General features: G+C 42.7%; 13 protein-coding genes and 1 pseudogene. 7 read left to right on the forward strand and 7 right to left on the reverse strand.

What is annotated here, in order from left to right; translation table 11 throughout:
* Window positions 1-29: 29 nt before the first annotated feature.
* Window positions 30-1,841 carry a single-stranded-DNA-specific exonuclease RecJ gene (gene recJ, locus A1019T_RS06645; protein WP_077450956.1) on the reverse strand — a complete coding sequence of 604 codons (1,812 nt, stop codon included), beginning with the start codon at window positions 1,839-1,841 and terminating at the stop codon, window positions 30-32.
* Between the two features lie 362 nt (window positions 1,842-2,203).
* Here recJ and A1019T_RS06650 point away from each other — a divergent pair, with 362 nt between their 5' ends.
* Window positions 2,204-2,719 carry a hypothetical protein gene (locus A1019T_RS06650; protein ID WP_077450957.1) on the forward strand — a complete coding sequence of 172 codons (516 nt, stop codon included), beginning with the start codon at window positions 2,204-2,206 and terminating at the stop codon, window positions 2,717-2,719.
* Window positions 2,720-2,832: 113 nt separating this feature from the next.
* On the opposite strand, the gene A1019T_RS06655 is transcribed toward A1019T_RS06650, so the two are convergent.
* Window positions 2,833-4,446: an inorganic phosphate transporter gene (locus A1019T_RS06655; RefSeq protein ID WP_077450958.1), complete on the reverse strand. Its 1,614-nt coding sequence runs from the start codon at window positions 4,444-4,446 to the stop codon at window positions 2,833-2,835.
* A 236-nt stretch (window positions 4,447-4,682) separates the two neighbouring features.
* On the reverse strand, window positions 4,683-6,344 hold the full coding sequence (locus A1019T_RS06660) for an ATPase (RefSeq protein WP_077450959.1): 1,662 nt from the start codon (window positions 6,342-6,344) through the stop codon (window positions 4,683-4,685).
* Between the two features lie 380 nt (window positions 6,345-6,724).
* Between A1019T_RS06660 and A1019T_RS06665 the strand changes: the two genes are divergently transcribed.
* The 6 genes from A1019T_RS06665 to argF all read left to right on the forward strand — a co-directional run bounded on the left by A1019T_RS06665 (window position 6,725) and on the right by argF (window position 13,893).
* Entirely contained in the window at window positions 6,725-7,405 is a 681-nt protein-coding gene (locus tag A1019T_RS06665) for a DUF8198 family protein (protein WP_077450960.1), read from the forward strand.
* A gap of 267 nt (window positions 7,406-7,672) precedes the next feature.
* A complete protein-coding gene (ubiE, locus tag A1019T_RS06670) occupies window positions 7,673-8,755 on the forward strand; it encodes a bifunctional demethylmenaquinone methyltransferase/2-methoxy-6-polyprenyl-1,4-benzoquinol methylase UbiE (protein WP_077450961.1) in 1,083 nt (360 codons plus the stop codon).
* Window positions 8,756-8,828: 73 nt separating this feature from the next.
* Window positions 8,829-9,539 (forward strand): ubiquinone biosynthesis accessory factor UbiJ, encoded by a 711-nt coding sequence (locus tag A1019T_RS06675; protein WP_077450962.1) that lies wholly within the window; start codon window positions 8,829-8,831, stop codon window positions 9,537-9,539.
* Between the two features lie 275 nt (window positions 9,540-9,814).
* On the forward strand, window positions 9,815-11,458 hold the full coding sequence (locus A1019T_RS06680) for an ABC1 kinase family protein (RefSeq protein ID WP_077450963.1): 1,644 nt from the start codon (window positions 9,815-9,817) through the stop codon (window positions 11,456-11,458).
* Window positions 11,459-11,625: 167 nt separating this feature from the next.
* On the forward strand, window positions 11,626-12,771 hold the full coding sequence (gene alr, locus A1019T_RS06685) for an alanine racemase (protein ID WP_077450964.1): 1,146 nt from the start codon (window positions 11,626-11,628) through the stop codon (window positions 12,769-12,771).
* Window positions 12,772-12,972: 201 nt separating this feature from the next.
* Window positions 12,973-13,893, forward strand: coding sequence for an ornithine carbamoyltransferase (gene argF / locus A1019T_RS06690; protein ID WP_077450965.1), 921 nt, complete (start codon window positions 12,973-12,975; stop codon window positions 13,891-13,893).
* A 120-nt stretch (window positions 13,894-14,013) separates the two neighbouring features.
* On the opposite strand, the gene A1019T_RS06695 is transcribed toward argF, so the two are convergent.
* The 4 genes and pseudogenes from A1019T_RS06695 to A1019T_RS06715 form a co-directional block, all read right to left on the reverse strand.
* Window positions 14,014-14,847, reverse strand: coding sequence for an alpha/beta fold hydrolase (locus A1019T_RS06695; RefSeq protein WP_077450966.1), 834 nt, complete (start codon window positions 14,845-14,847; stop codon window positions 14,014-14,016).
* Window positions 14,848-14,993: 146 nt separating this feature from the next.
* On the reverse strand, window positions 14,994-15,653 hold the full coding sequence (gene rpiA, locus A1019T_RS06700; RefSeq protein ID WP_077450967.1) for a ribose-5-phosphate isomerase RpiA: 660 nt from the start codon (window positions 15,651-15,653) through the stop codon (window positions 14,994-14,996).
* A 55-nt stretch (window positions 15,654-15,708) separates the two neighbouring features.
* Window positions 15,709-16,815, reverse strand: coding sequence for an RNA-guided endonuclease InsQ/TnpB family protein (locus A1019T_RS06710; RefSeq protein ID WP_077450968.1), 1,107 nt, complete (start codon window positions 16,813-16,815; stop codon window positions 15,709-15,711).
* 100 nt (window positions 16,816-16,915) lie between these two features.
* Window positions 16,916-17,156: pseudogene (locus tag A1019T_RS06715) on the reverse strand (transposase); the annotation flags it as partial.

Consider the following 17,156-nt stretch of genomic DNA (forward strand, 5'->3'; position numbering starts at 1 on the left):
TTTATTAGCCCTAGCCTGAGCTAGGGAATTTAAGGCACTATCTGCGTTACCGCTAAATCTTTAACCATCATTTGGATGTTTTGATTGCCGTTCCATTCATTAATATTTAGCTCAAACAGCACATGCACCTCTTTGGCTCTATAGTCCCACTTATCGGTATCGTAGTTAAACCAAATAGCATCTACCGGGTACAGCACTCCAGGATACTTTAAAGATAGCTTTAAATGCTTATCTTTTAGGATTCGGCTATCTAATACTTCAAAAAGCCCATCAAATTGTGGTGCCACAAAACCATGACCCCAGATATGACTGTGGTTCAATGCTTCAACAAACTGTAAACTAAAGTCTTCTGCTATCAGCTCCCCATCGGTAAATTGCTCTTGTTCAAATACCGAAGCCTCCAAATTTTGCATTAACTGCTCAAACGCTTCAGAAAAGGCCTTAAAATCCTTCTTTTTAAGGGTAAGCCCTGCTGCCATAGCATGACCGCCAAAATGAGTAATCAGCTCAGGATGGCTCTCTGCAATGCTCTCAATAGCATCTCGGATATGAATCCCTGGAATGGATCGGGCCGACCCTTTTATCGCATCTTCCGGCCCCACTTTGGCTTCATCAGCGGGCGCAAATACAATCGCTGGTCGATAGTGAGTTTCCTTTAGACGGCCAGCCACGATTCCAATAACGCCTTGATGCCAATCGTCTTGATATAAGATTAGACTGCGTAAATCACTTGGCTTTGACTGATTATCCTTGGGGTCAGCATCTTTTATGTCAGTAGCCGCAGTCTGCCTCTCCTCAGAGGCCTGTAATTGCCGTAAGATATCATCGGCTTGCTCCCGCATTCCGCCCTCTACAAAGCGGCGCTCTTTATTGAGCTTATCTAACTCAAAAGCTAAGCGTTTTGCCTCTTGCATATTGTCCGCCATCAAGCATTCTATACCAATACGCATATTGTCCATACGCCCAGCAGCATTGATACGAGGCCCAATGACGAAGCCGAAGTCTTGGACGCTCATCTTTTGTGGATCACGGCCAGCAAGCTCAAGCAAAGCCAAAATACCCAATGAGCAACGACCCTCGCGTATGGCGGCTAAACCATGAGCCACTAAAGTTCTATTGTTGTGATCTAGCACCCCAACATCGGCCACAGTGCCTAAAGCCACTAAGTCCAAATAGCGGCTAACTTGGGCACTTAAACGCCCTGCATCACGTCGATACTTAGACAGTCGACCCAGTAAATAAAAGGCGACCCCTACCCCTACCAATGCCTTACTATCAAACTCACATTGCAGTTGATTGGGATTAACCACAGCGTGTGCCGCAGGGTTAGGCTTAGTGGTTAAATGGTGATCGGTAATCACCACCGTAATACCATTTTCTATCGCCTTATCCACTCCCTCATGACTTGAGATGCCATTATCCACAGTGACAATAACGTCAGGATTATATTCCTCAATCCCTAACTGCACTATTTCAGGGGTTAACCCATAGCCGTACTTAAATCTGTCTGGCACCACAAAATCTACTTGCGCTCCCATCTCCCCTAAGACTCGCATCATTAACGCAGTACTGGTTGCTCCGTCACAATCAAAGTCACCTACGATTAATATGCGCTGCTGACTTTCAATAGCGGTATCTAGAATTTGGACCGCTTCATCAATATCTTTTAGGCCATCAGCAGGCAGTAAGGTGGCCAATCCATAATCTAGCGCCTCACTGCTGGTTACCCCTCGGGCTAAAAACAAGCGGGTTAAAGTCGGAGAGTATTGATACAAAGTCTGTAAACCTTCAGGCAAATCAGCAGGCAGGGTTCCAGTAAATCTTGGGGTCAAATTCAACATAATTTTTAAATATTTAACTCATTAAGGGAAATAGGTTAAGAAAGAGATAAAAAACTTAATTTAATAAAAGACAATTAGGGCAGTAGCATATTTTTTAATTTAAAATTATAATTTTTTACAAAACTTACGTGCTTAGTCGTTGTAGAAACAAACGCACACTTGTGTCAAACTGTGGATTCTTTAAAATTGACCCTATAAATGCAAATTTGCACTATAAACCAATAGCTTATTAATTGAACTGCGAACTTTTCTAAGACAATAAATGACTTCGTTATACTATTAGGTCTTTATATATATTTCGTCTTAGTAGCAGTTTCTCAAACAAGCTTTACTATCTTAAACAACCTCTATAAGGATGCTTCATGATAACTCTTCCAGCCGCTGAAAAACTACCAGAAACCATTGATCCTAATTTAAATCTAGAAAAGATCAAAAAAGAATGCCAACAACTGGTCAAAAAACGCGCTAAATATTCAGCCGGAGCTGCCATTATTCCAGTACCTTTTGTTGATATTGCAATCGATGCTGGCATCTTAACCCAATTACTTCCAGAAATCAGTGCCCGTTTTGGTCTAATTTCTGAGCCTCAATCTGCTATCGATTTAAATGCTAAAGAGATTCATTGGAACGAAATGAAAAACCGTGCGGTAGACTTTGCCGGCTTAATGGCCACTCGTGGTGTGGTGAAAAAGACCGTACAGGGTTATGGTGGACGTATTGTGGCCAAGCAAGTGACCAAGTTTATCCCACTAGGCGGTCAAATGGTTGCAGCTACTATGGGCTATATGATCTTCAAAAAAATTGCCAATGACCACATCGACCAGTGCTATAAGCTGGCTAAAAACATTCAGCAAAAACAAAATGGCCAAAACGTTTAATCTTATTATTAAACTCTGACCTTACCTTAGTCATTTTTAACCCGCAGAATGCAACAAAGCCCCCATATATATGGGGGCTTTGTTGCATTCAATATAACAGTTTATTTACTGCCTTATAAAATGCTGGTCAAAATCAGGTAACTGATCATAGACATGGTCGCTGCTGCTGGCAGAGTAACTACCCAAGCCAGACCAATCGGCTTCATTAGCCCCCAGTTGGTATTTTTATTGACCATACCAATGCCCAGTACTGCCCCTACTAATACGTGCGTACTAGATACTGGCAGACCTAACATAGAAGCCCCCATTACTACTGCTGCAGCTGATAGCTCAGCTGAAAATCCTGAAGCGGGATGCATTTGGGCTAAGTTGGTTCCCACAGTTTGAATCACTTCTTTACCAATGAACCATAGGCCCACAATCAGTGCCACACCAAAGGTAATCATAACCGGAGCAGGTACAGCAGCTTCACTGGCAATAGCATTGGTACGAATAACGTCCATAATCGCTGCAAAAGGACCCACCGCGTTGGCAATATCGTTAGCACCATGACTAAATGCAAAACCAGCAGCGGTAAAAACCTGCATCCAGCTAAATAGAATAAAAGTAGCTCGAGTTAAGTCCTCTTTTTGCTTACCTTTAATGCTCTTAGTGTAGATATAAGTGGTCAGCCAAATCAGCGCGCCCACCATGATCATTAATAAGAAACCATGTAATGAGGTCAGGGTCATCTGCACATTACTTAAGCCTTTAAACACAACCATAGCGGTCATTACCACACCGCCAAAAGCTGCAATTAAAGGAACCCAATGACGTAAGGCTTTTAAGGTATCAATACTAGCTCTTTCACGCTCAATATCATAAAGCTCTTGGTAATAATCGGTTTCTAAGTCGTCACGCTCTGTGTCTTCATCTTTAAAGATTTCTTGGTCACGGACCATTTTTGAGGTATAGGAAATCTGTAACGATTCAGCCAGCTCATTTAACCACTCTTTATGGCGTTTTTTGAGTGCTTTTTTCGCCGCTTTTAACTCTTTAACGCGCTCCTCTACTCGGTCATTGTAAGCTAAGATGTTTGACTTAATTTGACCATATAAGAAATAGGCCAAAAAACCGCCTAATAAAGGAGAAATAACCCAAGAGATGGCAATTTGCCCAACCTGATCCCACTGTACTGTTGATAAGGCAGTCTCGGTACCCCCAATCTGAATACCCATTATCACAGAACTACCGACCACACCCCCAATAATTGAATGGGTCGTAGAGACAGGCAGTCCTTTCTTGGTGGCAAACAATAGCCAAAACGCAGCAGCAATCAGGGCTGACAACATCACATAGATAAATAAGTTGGGGGTAACCGCTGGACCTAAGACATCTAAGTCCACAATGCCTTTACGAATGGTGTCAGTTACTTCACCACCAGCAATAACCGCTCCGGAGACCTCAAAAATAGCAGCAACTGCTAAAGCTTGGGGAATAGTTAGTGTCCCCGCGCCTACGGAGGTACCAAATGAGTTGGCGACATCGTTACCACCGATATTGAAGGCCATAAAGATGCCAAATAAAGTGGCAACGATAAACAGCGTCGTTTGCTGATGGTTGGTATAATCTAGACCCCACCAGATAAAGTAAGCCGTAAAAGCAAAAAGAAAAAGACCAAAAGTAAGGTTAGCCTTTGCTGATCCCTTAAAATGGGCACCACTAGGTGTAGTTGACTTTGGAAGCATGATATTTCTGAGCCAATCGGAGGTGAAAATGTAAAACCCCGAGAGATCGGGGCTTCAATGAATTAAAACAAGTCCGTTTGATCAAGACAGTTATCAACCCTACGCCGCATAGGACTTTAGCTGTATTTTAGCGCAAGGTTATCAACATTATTTGATAGGCATTAACGCCCATTATAAATAAATTGCGTATATTATACCCTTGTCAGATTGAACTTGAAACATCTGTTTTTCTAACCTCAAATTTTAATCACTTTTTCAAGCTGTGCAATGGCGTGATCCAGTACGGCCAATCGTGCGGTTCGCTTGTCATTAGTAGCCACAACATGCCAACGCGCCTGCTTAGTATTGGTTCGTGCCAGCATATCAGCGGCCGCCTGTACATACTCGTGCCATTTATCGCGATTGCGCCAATCATCTTCAGTCAGCTTAAATTGTTTGTGCGGAGTCTCTTTTCTTTCCTCAAAGCGCTCTAACTGCTCTTGCTTATCTATGGCCAGCCAATATTTAATAATAATAGTGCCCTTCTCCGCCAAGTCACGCTCCATCCGGTTAATCTCTTCATAAGCACGTTGCCAAGCAGCTTCACTGGCAAATCCTTCAACTCTTTCTACCAATACCCGGCCATACCAGGTCCTATCAAAAATTGCGATGCGGCTCAAACGCTCCTCTTTTAAGGTTGGGGAAAACTCTGGCAGACGTCTCCAAAATCTCCATAAATAAGGGTGCTGCTGTTCCATACGATTAGGGGCAGAAATATTATAAATTTGATACTCACGAGGGTCTAAGGGAGCAACCAAACGCTTAATAGCCCCTCCCTTACCGGCCGCATCCATCCCTTCAAAGGCAAATATCACATGATGATTGGTAGGCTCACCCTCCCCCTCCTTACCTTTATAATCGGCACGAGCCCGTAACAGCTCAGCCAATCGATTTTGTTTTTTTGCCAACGCTTTTTGATAATTAGTTTTCCCCATGTCTGGATCATCAATATCGGTCAGCTTATCGGGAATATCAGCCCAAGAAAAGGCGGCATTGATATTGCGAGTAATCTCAGATACCAAAGGATGTTTGCTGTCATTTTGCTGACTGCTTAACAGGGCACTCTGAGTGGCATGCAGTACTTCATGGCAAAACTGTAGGTTGGCCTCTTCAGAATAGCCTTGATCTTTATACTCTTTTTTGGATTTATTTTCGGTAATCTCTTGCGGCTCACTGCCATCAAGGATAATCCAATCTTGCTGTTGGCTTAAAATTACTTTGGCAATCTTATTAAAACGCTTAACTTTCTTTTTATCCTGCCAATCCATGTGATACAACCATTCAGGATCGTCTTTATCATCTTTGATACGATGCTTTAAGGTGTCCTCATCAATATGGAACCAACATTTTAATAACTTGGTATGGTTATTCATTAAGTCCATTTCAAACTCAGCCAACAAGTTTAATTGATGGCGCAAATAGACTTCCCACGCTTCAAACTCACCCTCTTTATCCTTAGATTTCTCCTGCTTCATCAATAGCAGTGCGCCTTCAATAAGATCAGCATACCAGTTACCAAAATAAGCAGTGATATTGCCATGACGCGGCAGCTTCGCTACGTGTGCCTGCCATATAGGCTCATATTTACTGGGCACAGTGCCTATGGTCGCTTCCACATTTAATAATCTTGGATCTACCCATTGGCGTAACTGAGTCACAGCTGCCCCTTTGCCTGAGTACTCCATGCCATTTACTAAGACTAACAAACCAGTGGCTTGCCCTTGCTGACGGGTCTCACGCAGTGCATATTGAGCCTTGACTAATTCTAAACGCAGCTGCTCCTCATTCATATGGAATTTACTCAAAGGATCCGCAGTAATACGCAATTCTTTGTTCTCATTTTTATTATCTTTAGACATTTTTCATCCTTTAAAATAAATCTCTACCTGTCAAAAGGTTTATCCAGGCTTTGTACCTATAATTTAGGGTAGGCTTTGATATTATGTAGCGCTTACATATAGTAATATCACAATTAAAATCAGGTTTGATAAAATAAGGCTAAATTGTATTGTATTGATATCACTATAATGCATATACTAAATGCAATGCTATAGATTAATACAATGCCACAGATTTATGACAACGAATATCGCTTGCTACATAATTCATATTTAACTCATACCAAATTAACCGGCATAGTCTTGGTTAATTGATTTTATTTTGTCTGCTTTTTTTATTGAACCTTTTTACCCTTATTATCATATAGAATATTTTACTAAAACTAATCAGGAGTTTACCTATGTCTGCCCTATCCGATTTAAGTGTTGAGTTAAAACAATTTTGGGAACTGCCCCATCACAATGACCCTAAGCTTGCAGCAAAGTTAGCAGAAGTTCAAAGCTGGCAAAAAGACCGTATCCGCAATACCCATGCCGATCTTTTTTCTCAACCAAAAAACAAACCTATGGCAGACTACTTTTTGACCCATTTATATGGTGGTGATAGCTTAAATCAAATCGTCAGCCAGCTTGAAAAGATTGTGCCAAAAGCGCAAAAGGTTGAAAAACTAGCGCCTTCTAATGCTTTAGAAACGGGTACTTTAGGGGTGGAAACTGCCATTACCTCTACCAAACTGGACCTTAAGTTGGCTCAGTGGCTGATAGAAAATGACCTTGAGGTTAATGAAGCCAATATGAAAAAAGCTTATTTGGCGGTTAATGATGAAGCTGCTCGTCGTCAGCAAATCGAAGATTTAAAGCAGGTCTGCTACCGCAGTGATAAATACTTACACTCATTTATCGTACAAAAGTCTTTTAAACTGGTAAAAAAACAGGCTTACAAACGTAACCTTCAGCCTTTATATGACTTTATCGACGCTGGTTTTTCAGCCATGAAGCCTTTAAAAAGTGTTGGCAGCTTTATTGACCCTTTCTGTGAACGTGAGCTGGCTATTATTGACGAAGTGCATCAGGGTGCCTAACCAATCCGCCCATTAAGGTACGGTACGGCTACCTATTTAGATTAGTTGCTATATAAGCAGCCACTGCCTATTTGATGTATGATAACAGCCATCAACACCCTTTATTTCCGGTTAGCAATTGAGTGTAAAAACTAGGTGTAGAAAGTAATAAAACCCTAATTGATTAAAGTCAATAGTCTTAAATTACTCTACACTTAGTTGTTAACCTCTCAGCATTACATTTACCCACATAATTTTAATTGATAAATACTAAAATCAGGATCCCTAATGAGCCAGTCCAATAATCAAAATAACGACACTGCCAGCCTACAAAATAAATTGGTCCAAGACACCATTGATCACACTCATCAAAACAATGCCCAAGTGCAACAGTCTTTACAATCTAATTCTGCTAAGCAAACCGTGCTAAATGACCAGTTTAGCGATGTCAATCAATTACCAGCAGGCACGCCGCAAGGTCAGCAGACTACCCGTCCTTATGCTGCCCAAACCGAGTCAAATAGCACCCAGCCTACTCAAGACTTTGAAAACTTCACCGGTCAGCGTGATCTGCCTCGCTTTAACCCCAAAGATGATATCAACAACCCCCACACTCCTGATACCGATGGCTTAGAAGAAACCCACTTTGGCTATAAGAAAGTTAAAAAAGCGGAAAAACAAGCCAAGGTAGCTGATGTATTCACCTCTGTGGCCAAGAAATATGACATCATGAACGACTTGATGTCTTTTGGTATCCACCGTTTATGGAAGCGCTACACAATCAGTCTTTCAGGCGTGCGCGCAGGTCAGCATGTGTTAGACATTGCAGGCGGTACGGGAGATTTAGCCAAGGCATTTAGCCGTGAAGTGGGTCGTAACGGTAGAGTGGTCTTATCAGACATCAACGCAGCGATGCTAGATGTAGGCCGTGAGCGCTTAATCAATGCCGGCTGTAACAACGTTGACTTCGTGTTGGCAAATGCCGAAACTCTAGCGCCCTTTGAAGATGAAAGCTTTGATTTATTAACCATAAGCTTTGGTCTACGTAACGTCACCGATAAAGATGCGGCTTTACGCGCTATGTACCGTGTGTTAAAGCCAGGTGGCCGCTTGTTGATTTTAGAGTTCTCTAAACCTATCTTTGAGCCTTTATCAAAAGCATATGATCTGTACTCATTTACTGCCCTACCTTTGATGGGCAAGATTGTGGCCAATGATTCAGAAAGCTATCAGTACTTGGCAGAATCTATTCGCATGCACCCTGATCAGCAAACCCTGAAAAACATGATGGAAAATGCAGGCTTTGTAAACTGTGATTACCACAACTTAACCGCAGGTATCGTGGCCGTTCACCGTGGCTTTAAAAAATAAGCACAGCACTATAAGACGGCCCTGACTCTTCTTTCACAGTGAGCAGACTCAACAATTTTTTAGGCAGTGATTTATGATTACAGTTCTCCTATTAACCGGCATAGAAAAACTTATAAACTTTGCTATTTTGAGCGATGAAATCACCAAGTCTGGGCTCGCTCCTTTATCAGGTAAAGTTTTACGCTTAACTATGGCCATGCCTGAATTTAGTATTGATGTGCATTTCAATGAGGATCACATCAGATTTGAGCCTGTGTCTAAAGTTGAGCAAAGTGTGTTTGAAACACCAGGTACCGCAGCCTCTGACCGAGATCAAGCTTGGCAAGACTATGTGTCTATTGGTAGCATCCTGCCAGACTGCACTATTAAGGTTGATAACCCTGCTGAGCTATTGAATCTGATGCGTGATGCCAGTGGCAACCTGCCCATTGAAGGCGACTATCGAGTATTGATGCAGGTCAAACAGCTTATTTCTGGCTTCAATCCAGATATTGCGGGTCAGCTTGAGCCATTAATTGGCAAACCTCTTGCGATGCAGCTGAACCTTTTAATTAAATCCTTAAAAGGCAATGTGCGTCATACTGCTAAGCATGCCTTTAATGATGTCGCTGATTGGGCCAATGAAGTGACTGGCAATCAACCTCCTGATCCAGTGGAGGAGCAGGAAGCCAATGATTTAAAACAGCAGCTTCTTAGACTGCGTGCTGATGTTCAGCGTGAAGAGGCGCGACTGGCGATGATTAAAGCGGAGCAGGCTCGCCTCAAAGGGGACAGTCAGTCTTAAAGCAGACCAAAGTTATCAGCCATAGTATGCAAATCTAAGGCAGAGCTTTAGTTATCTGCTTCACTGAGCCATCTTAAATTTAAGGTGGCTTTTTTTATGAGACTTTTTTATGAAGCTATTTTACTGATAATTTCATTCACTTTGTCTTCTCTAAGCGGCTTCAGCCATTCTTAAAATACTTCTCCCGTGGTATCATTAAAACCAATTATTTAAGCTTATTAAGGCTCCGTAGTGAGTCATGGCTTTGTTTATACTCCTGATATGGGTTGCTCCACATGCTGTTATCTCATCGCAAAAGACTACTTGAGCTTTGGCGCATCGCCGCTCTTCACCGCCTCGATACCCACCTTCCCCTAGAAGAAGCTCCCCAGCTACAATCTGTAGCACGTATGATTAAATCTCACCCCGCTGCTTGGGGCAAAAAGCATCAGCCAAATGGGGTGAAGCTTGCGCTAGAAGAAATGGGAACGTTATTCCTTAAACTGGGTCAACTTCTGTCTACTCGTCGCGACCTCGTTCCCCCTGAGATTATCGAGCAATTGGTTCAGCTTCAGGACCGAGTGAAGCCCTTCGATGTCAATATTGCCATCGCCCAAATCGAAGACCCAAAATTTGGCCTAGGCAAATCCATTAATGAATTGTTTTCTCGCTTTGATACCAAGCCTTTAGCCGCAGCGTCTATTGCCCAAGTGCATACCGCTGCTTTGCATGATGACCGTGAGGTGGTGGTCAAAGTGGTCAGGCCCGATATTCGTGAGCGTATTGTCTCTGACTTTGAGCTACTACGTGACCTAGCACAGTGGGCTTCTGCTCGTATTGAAGCGGCACGTGCGGTGCGTATTATCGAAGTGGTAGAAGACTATCGTCAAATTATGCTCAATGAGTTGGACTTAACCTTTGAGGCGGACAATACCACTAAGATGCGCAATAATTTCTTAGGCTCTGCGATGATGTATGTGCCTGAGGTTTATGCCGCTTCAAAAAGCGTGATGGTCATGGAGCGTATTGTGGGTGTGCCCATCTCGCAGACTCAAGTCTTCGATGAATTAGATTATGACCGTGCTGCTCTAGCAGAAAAAGGGCTAACCATCTTCTTTACTCAGGTTTTCCGCGACAACTTCTTCCATGCAGACATGCACCCAGGAAATGTCTTCGTCGAAACCTTGCCAGCAGATACCCCAGAGCCTTATCGCTTCTACCCCAGATATATTGGCCTTGATTGCGCCATCATGGGCGAATTATCAAAAGAAGATCAGATGATAGTGGCCCGTATGTTACTGGCAGTGATGAATAATAACTTCAGCAACTTGGTGGATATTGTGAGCCGAGCGGGCTGGATATCGCCCAATACCGATAAGCATGCCTTAACCCGTGACATGCGCCGGACTGTTTCGCCTATGGTCTTAAAGCCCATTAATGAAATAGATTTCGCAGGGGTGTTGATGCAAATCTTAGACATCGCTCGTCGCCATCATATGAGCATTCCCCCTCAGCTTATGCTACTCCTAAAAACCTTAGTACACGTTGAAGGTCTTGGTCGCGACTTATATCCTGATCTTGATATTTGGTCTTTGGCCAAGCCAATTTTGACCGGGTGGGTAAAAGAGCAACTTGACCCTGCTCGTAATATGCGTGAGCTGCGTGAACAGTTACCTGAACTATTGCTGTCAACCGCTCAGGTTCCTAAGCTATTGGATCAAGGGTTACAAAGCATGGCCTCACAAGGGGCAAGGCAAGACCAGCAGCTACGAGAAATACAGCAAATTCGTGCTGATATGCTAAATGACAGACGCAAGGACTGGATTGCCTTAGCTGGCTTCGTTATCAGTGTGGCTGTAGCCACACAGGTCATCGCTTGGCTATCACCTGTATTTTATATCCTAGCCATTTTGTTTGTGCTATGGCGTATCTTAGGCTAGATGTCAGCTGAGTACCTAACTATATACAAGATGAATAAATCATTAAATTACCATTTACATTTAGGCTGACCGCCAATAATGGCAGTCAAACCGATGATTATCGTTAGCCAAGCTGTCAGCCTATATTAGTTATTTCCATTCTTTAGATATCTTAGTGAGTGTTAACCATGCGTAATGCCTCAATTACTATAAACTCTGCTGCTCTAACCCATAACTTAAACCAAGTCATAAAAAAAATCCCTGAAAAAACCAAAGTTTTGGCAATGGTAAAAGCAGATGCTTACGGTCATGGGGTCAAGCACTGTATTCTAAGTTTGCAGCAAGCAGATGCTCTAGGTGTGGCCTGCTTTGATGAAGCGAAGCAGATTCGCAGTTTGGGCTGGCAAAAAGGCATAGTGCTGATCGAAGGGGTATTTAGTCAACAAGAATGGGCAGAGTCTATTGAGGCTGACTGTCAAAGTATTATTCATCATCAAAAGCAAGTACAGTGGGCTGTAGATCAGTTACCTGCCGCTGACTCTGCTTGCCGAACTTTGTGGCTTAAATTAAATACAGGCATGAACCGCTTAGGTTTTGAACCTGAAGAGATTGTAGCCGTAGCAAAAACTCTGGTTGATGCCGGATATAATCTTATCCTAACCAGCCACTTTGCCAATGCTGATCGCCCTGACCATCCCTCTAACGTCAATCAAATTAAGATATTTACTGAGGCCTTAACCGAATTAAGAGAACAAGTAGATAGCAATATTAAAGCCTCTTTATGCAACTCAGCCGGTATCCTAAACTTTCCCGAGTGCCATTTTGACTGGGTACGTCCTGGCATTATGCTTTATGGCAGCACACCTTTAGAGGGCATCAGTGCTCGGGATTTACAATTAAAACCCGTCATGACTTTTGCAGCTAGCTTAATGGCGATTCATAACATTGCGGCTGGAGCGCCGGTAGGCTACGGCAGTCGTTTTGTCGCCAACCGTCCTATTGTTAAAGGTATTGTTAGTATTGGCTATGGTGACGGCTATCCTCGAGTGGTTGATGGCTCAGCCTGGGTTACTGTGAAGCAGATGGCCAGTGATAGCACCGAATCTGAGACGACAGTAAGTTATAAATGTCCAGTCATTGGACGGGTGGCCATGGACATGATTGCCATCGATTTAACTGAAGTCCCTAACCCTATGGTGGGCTACAAGGTTGTCTTATGGGGGGATCCAGAGCAAGCAGAACCTAGTGTCGATGAAATTGCCAACTCCGCTCATACTTTAGGCTATGAATTATTATGCCGAGTGACACAGCGCCCTACTCGTGTGGTAATTTAGCCCTCACTAACAACTGAGGACTCTTGAGACCAGCTACATTTAGATTAACTGTATTGTTATTATCTGCATTTAGATTAACTGCATTTATATAAATGATAGCGAACTATTTTCACATAGCCAAAAAGTTCGTTATACTGACAGTTTAGTCAATTATTTTTTGGAACCTTCTACCTAAATTAACTGTTATTTAAAGAGAGCCACATGAGCGTGCGTCATTTTTTAACTCTACTCGATTTATCTCCAACCGAGCTTGAAGCCTTAATTAGGCGTGCAAGTGAGCTTCGAAAGATGCAACATGCTGGCGAAGTGTATCAACCCTTTGTAGGTCGTACGTTAGGTATGATCTTTGAAAAATCCTCTACCCGCACTCGTATCTCGTTTGAGACCGGTATGGGACAGTTTGGGGGACACGCTATCTTTTTATCACCCAAAGATACGCAACTGGGTCGTGGCGAACCTATTGAAGATTCGGCTAGGGTAATTTCAAGCATGGTCGATCTCATTATGATTCGTACCTTTGAGCATGAAAAAGTAGAAAGGTTTGCCGAGTACTCTTCGGTGCCTATCATCAATGCTTTAACAGATGATTTCCATCCCTGCCAATTATTAGCGGACATGCAGACCTATTATGAGCACCGTGGTAGCATCAAAGATAAAATCGTCACCTGGGTGGGTGATGGTAATAATATGTGCTCTTCATTTATGGCCGCTGCCCATCAATTTGGCTTTGAGCTAAGGGTTGCTGCCCCTTACGGCTTTGAACCGAACCCAGATTTAATGGAAAGGTTCAAACACTGTGTAAGCTTAGTAGAAGACGTCCAGGAGGCGGCTAAAGACGCTCACCTAATCGTTACCGATGTCTGGGCCAGTATGGGTCAAGAAAGCGAGCAGAACACGCGTGCCCGTCGTTTCGCTCCTTACCAAGTAACGCCTTCTTTGTTGGATAAAGCAGACCCTGATGTATTATTCATGCACTGCTTGCCCGCACACCGTGGGGAGGAAATCTCACATGACCTACTTGATGATCCACGTTCTGTAGTCTGGGATGAAGCAGAAAACAGATTGCACGCCCAAAAAGCTTTAATGGAATTTTTATTAAAAGATAAAATCAAACTAAGCTAACTTGTCCACCATATAAATTGTCGTTAATAATATAAAAAGGCTAAGTCATTAAATAACTTAGCCTTTTTTATTGGCTCAGGATTTGAGCTTAACACATTACCCTTATATAAGGATGTCTGGTTAAGCAATAACCTGCGTTAAGAAGGTACTTATCACCTCATTTAATTGCTCTGGCTGCTCTACTGGGGTACTGTGCCCCGAGTGCTTAATCACTGCTAGCTTCGAGCCGCTAATAGCAAAGTGCATTTTCTGTGCTTCTTCATAAGGGGTGGGTTTGTCTTCATCCCCCACCACAATCAAGGTTGGTAAGGTAATTTGAGGCAAGCGGCTTAATACCTCATCACGCTCTATAACCCCAATGGTGGCTCTAGCAGCCCCTTTCTTATCGTTTCGCTTCAGGTGCTCAAGCCAAGTTTTATATTCTTGCTTACGCGACTTATCGTTTAAAAACGTCTCACCAAACATAATGGGCATCACCTTTTTACTGATCCGTTTAACCCCTAACCAGTGAATCGCCTTTAGCAGCTTTTCATAACCCGCTTTCTTTTCTGGGCTTTCAGCTTCCGCTGCTGTGTCTAACAAAATCAAAGACTGCAATAAGTCTGGGCGCTTTAACGCCACACGCTGTGCGACATAACCGCCCATAGATAGGCCAACGAAATGGCATTTTTTAATCTGTAATGCTTCTAATAAAGCGATGGCATCGTCTGCTAAGCTGTCCATATCATAACCAGACTTGGTGATTTCAGATTTACCTTGTCCTCGAAAATCGAAGGCAATACAGCGATAATCTGGTTTGAAATGCTCTACTTGTTTGTCATAAAGGTGGGTGCCCCATAATAGCCCATGTGCAAATAGCATCACAGGTTTTTGTTGCTCTGGGGGTAGGTTGGCTTGTTCAGGAGCACTGTCTTCGTAATAAATTTCAGCGCCATTAAGGGAGAGGATAGGCATGGGTTTGACGTCCTTGTCAGTCGGTTAATAAATAAGTGGCAAAAATAAATTCGTCGTTATCAATACGAGATCCTAAAACTAACGACAAATTGCTATTACTTCTTTATTTAACCATAAACCCAGTAGCAGTAGAGTATTAATTTATATTAACGCTGTAACAGCTCTACCCCTGTTGATTTAGCAATTAATAGCTTATCTGCTTGATTGGCGGCAAAGATACCATTACATACCACCCCCACGATATTGTTTAGAGTTTGTTCCATCTCGCTGGCACTGGTGATTTCAAGATTATAAGTATCTAAAATCAGGTTTCCATAATCGGTCACAAAGCCTTCACGGTACACCGGCTCACCGCCCAATTTGACCAATTCACGAGCCACATATGAGCGTGCTTGTGGTAAAACTTCGATTGGAACTGGGAACTCACGGCCTAGTTGAGTGACCCATTTGCTTTCATCGACCAAACACAAGAACTGTTTTGAGGCGGCTGCCACAATCTTTTCACGAGTTAAGGCACCACCGCCGCCTTTAATTAACTGCAGATTAGGATTAACCTCATCAGCACCATCAATATAAAGGTCTAGCTCACCCACATAGTTTAGGTCCATCACCTCTATTCCCAAAGCTTCTAACTTATCTTGGGTTACTTTGGAGCTGGCCACAGCCCCTTTTAAATTCACTTGCGGCAATAATTTAATCAAGCAGTTCACAGTACTGCCCGTGCCCACACCCAGGATCATTCCGTCGTCAATTGAGGCCAATGCGGCTTTTGCGACTTCTTGTTTAAGCTTTAGTTGCTGACTCATAGCTGCCCTTTTTATGTATGCAATTAATAAGGTGTAAATTGACTTCCTCCCCTCGCTAAACCGAGGGGATTCCTACAACTAGACGGTCAAGCCCGACCGCAAGGATGTTCTTAGCAGCATTGATATCTCTATCATGCCATGTGCCACACTTAGCACAAGTCCATCCTCTTATTCGCAAACCTGCTCTACCTTTTGGACTACTGTCACTTATTTTATGGCAGCACGAGCAGGTCTGGGTAGTGTAACTCTCATTTACGATCTCAAACTGACAACCTGCATACTTGCATTTATATTCCAGTTGTCGTTTAAGTTCAAACCAACCTGCATCGTATGTCGATTTAGCGAGCTTGGTTTTTTTAGTTGTAAATGAGCGTGATTTAACATCACCAACTACAATCAAGGCATTGTCTTTAACAAGCTTGGTGGTGAATTTATGAATTAAGTCTAATCTTGTATTTTTAATTTTGGCATGGATTGCTTTAACACGTTTTTTATTCTTAGCACGCTGGGCGGTTGCTAATTTATTCGCCCATTTTTGGGTTTGTTTGATAGTGAGTTTATCACCCATTGAGGTAGTAGCAGACTCTTTTAAACCTAAGTCAATACCAATGCTGCCCATACCACTGGCTAGTTTGGGGTAGTCTTTAACAGTGATACACGCATACCAACGATTACGACTGTCTTGTACTATCTCAAGCGTGTTGATTTGATATAGGCTTAGGTTGTAGCTATCGAATACATCTATGATAAGCTTTTGACCTTTAGAAAGCGAGAGTTGTATTGTTGATTTAAGTGTTTTTTTGCCTGTTTGTCTTGTACTTAGATACTTGATAGCAGACTTTTTAAAGGGTATCCAGCCCAGTGATTTACGTTTGGCATCAGGACGATTGCTGCGCCAGTTAAGTTTGGCTTTTTTAAACTGTTTGCGAGCCTTGGCGTGAGTCTCATTGATAGCTTGTAAGGTCTGACTGTGTAATCCTAAATACTCACCGCTTCCTTTGGTATACTCACTTAGATCATAAGCACTAAAAAACTTACCGGTACGTTTTAGATGCTCAAAGCTTAACGCATTAACATAGTTCCACACGAAGTTTACTGAACCGCTTAGACGATTCAGCTCTTTTATGTGCTTGTCTTTAATGCGTAGTTTGAGGGTTTTCATGCCTTTAGTATGGCGAGGTTAATTTTAACTTACAACCCTTTAACGGCTTCTTACGACAGTGTGTGTCGCCTTATATCCACCCCCTGAAGTGCATAGGTATCTACACAAATTTACTAGCGGCATCAGCGAATTCACGTAGTTTGTCAGGGGGATAATGATTTACCAGTTCGGTAAAATTAAGCCACTGGAACAATCCTGCCATCACAGCAGGTGCGGTTATTGGTTTGCTGCGTTTCATTTGTCGACCTGAGAGGCGCACTAAAAACAAAGCAAACTCTTGTGACTGTTTATCAGATGCTTGCATAATACGCCACACGAGCGTACAAGCCTGAGAAGCAATT

Origin of the sequence: Psychrobacter piechaudii (genome assembly GCF_900162825.1) — a bacterium.
Lineage (GTDB): Bacteria > Pseudomonadota > Gammaproteobacteria > Pseudomonadales > Moraxellaceae > Psychrobacter > Psychrobacter piechaudii.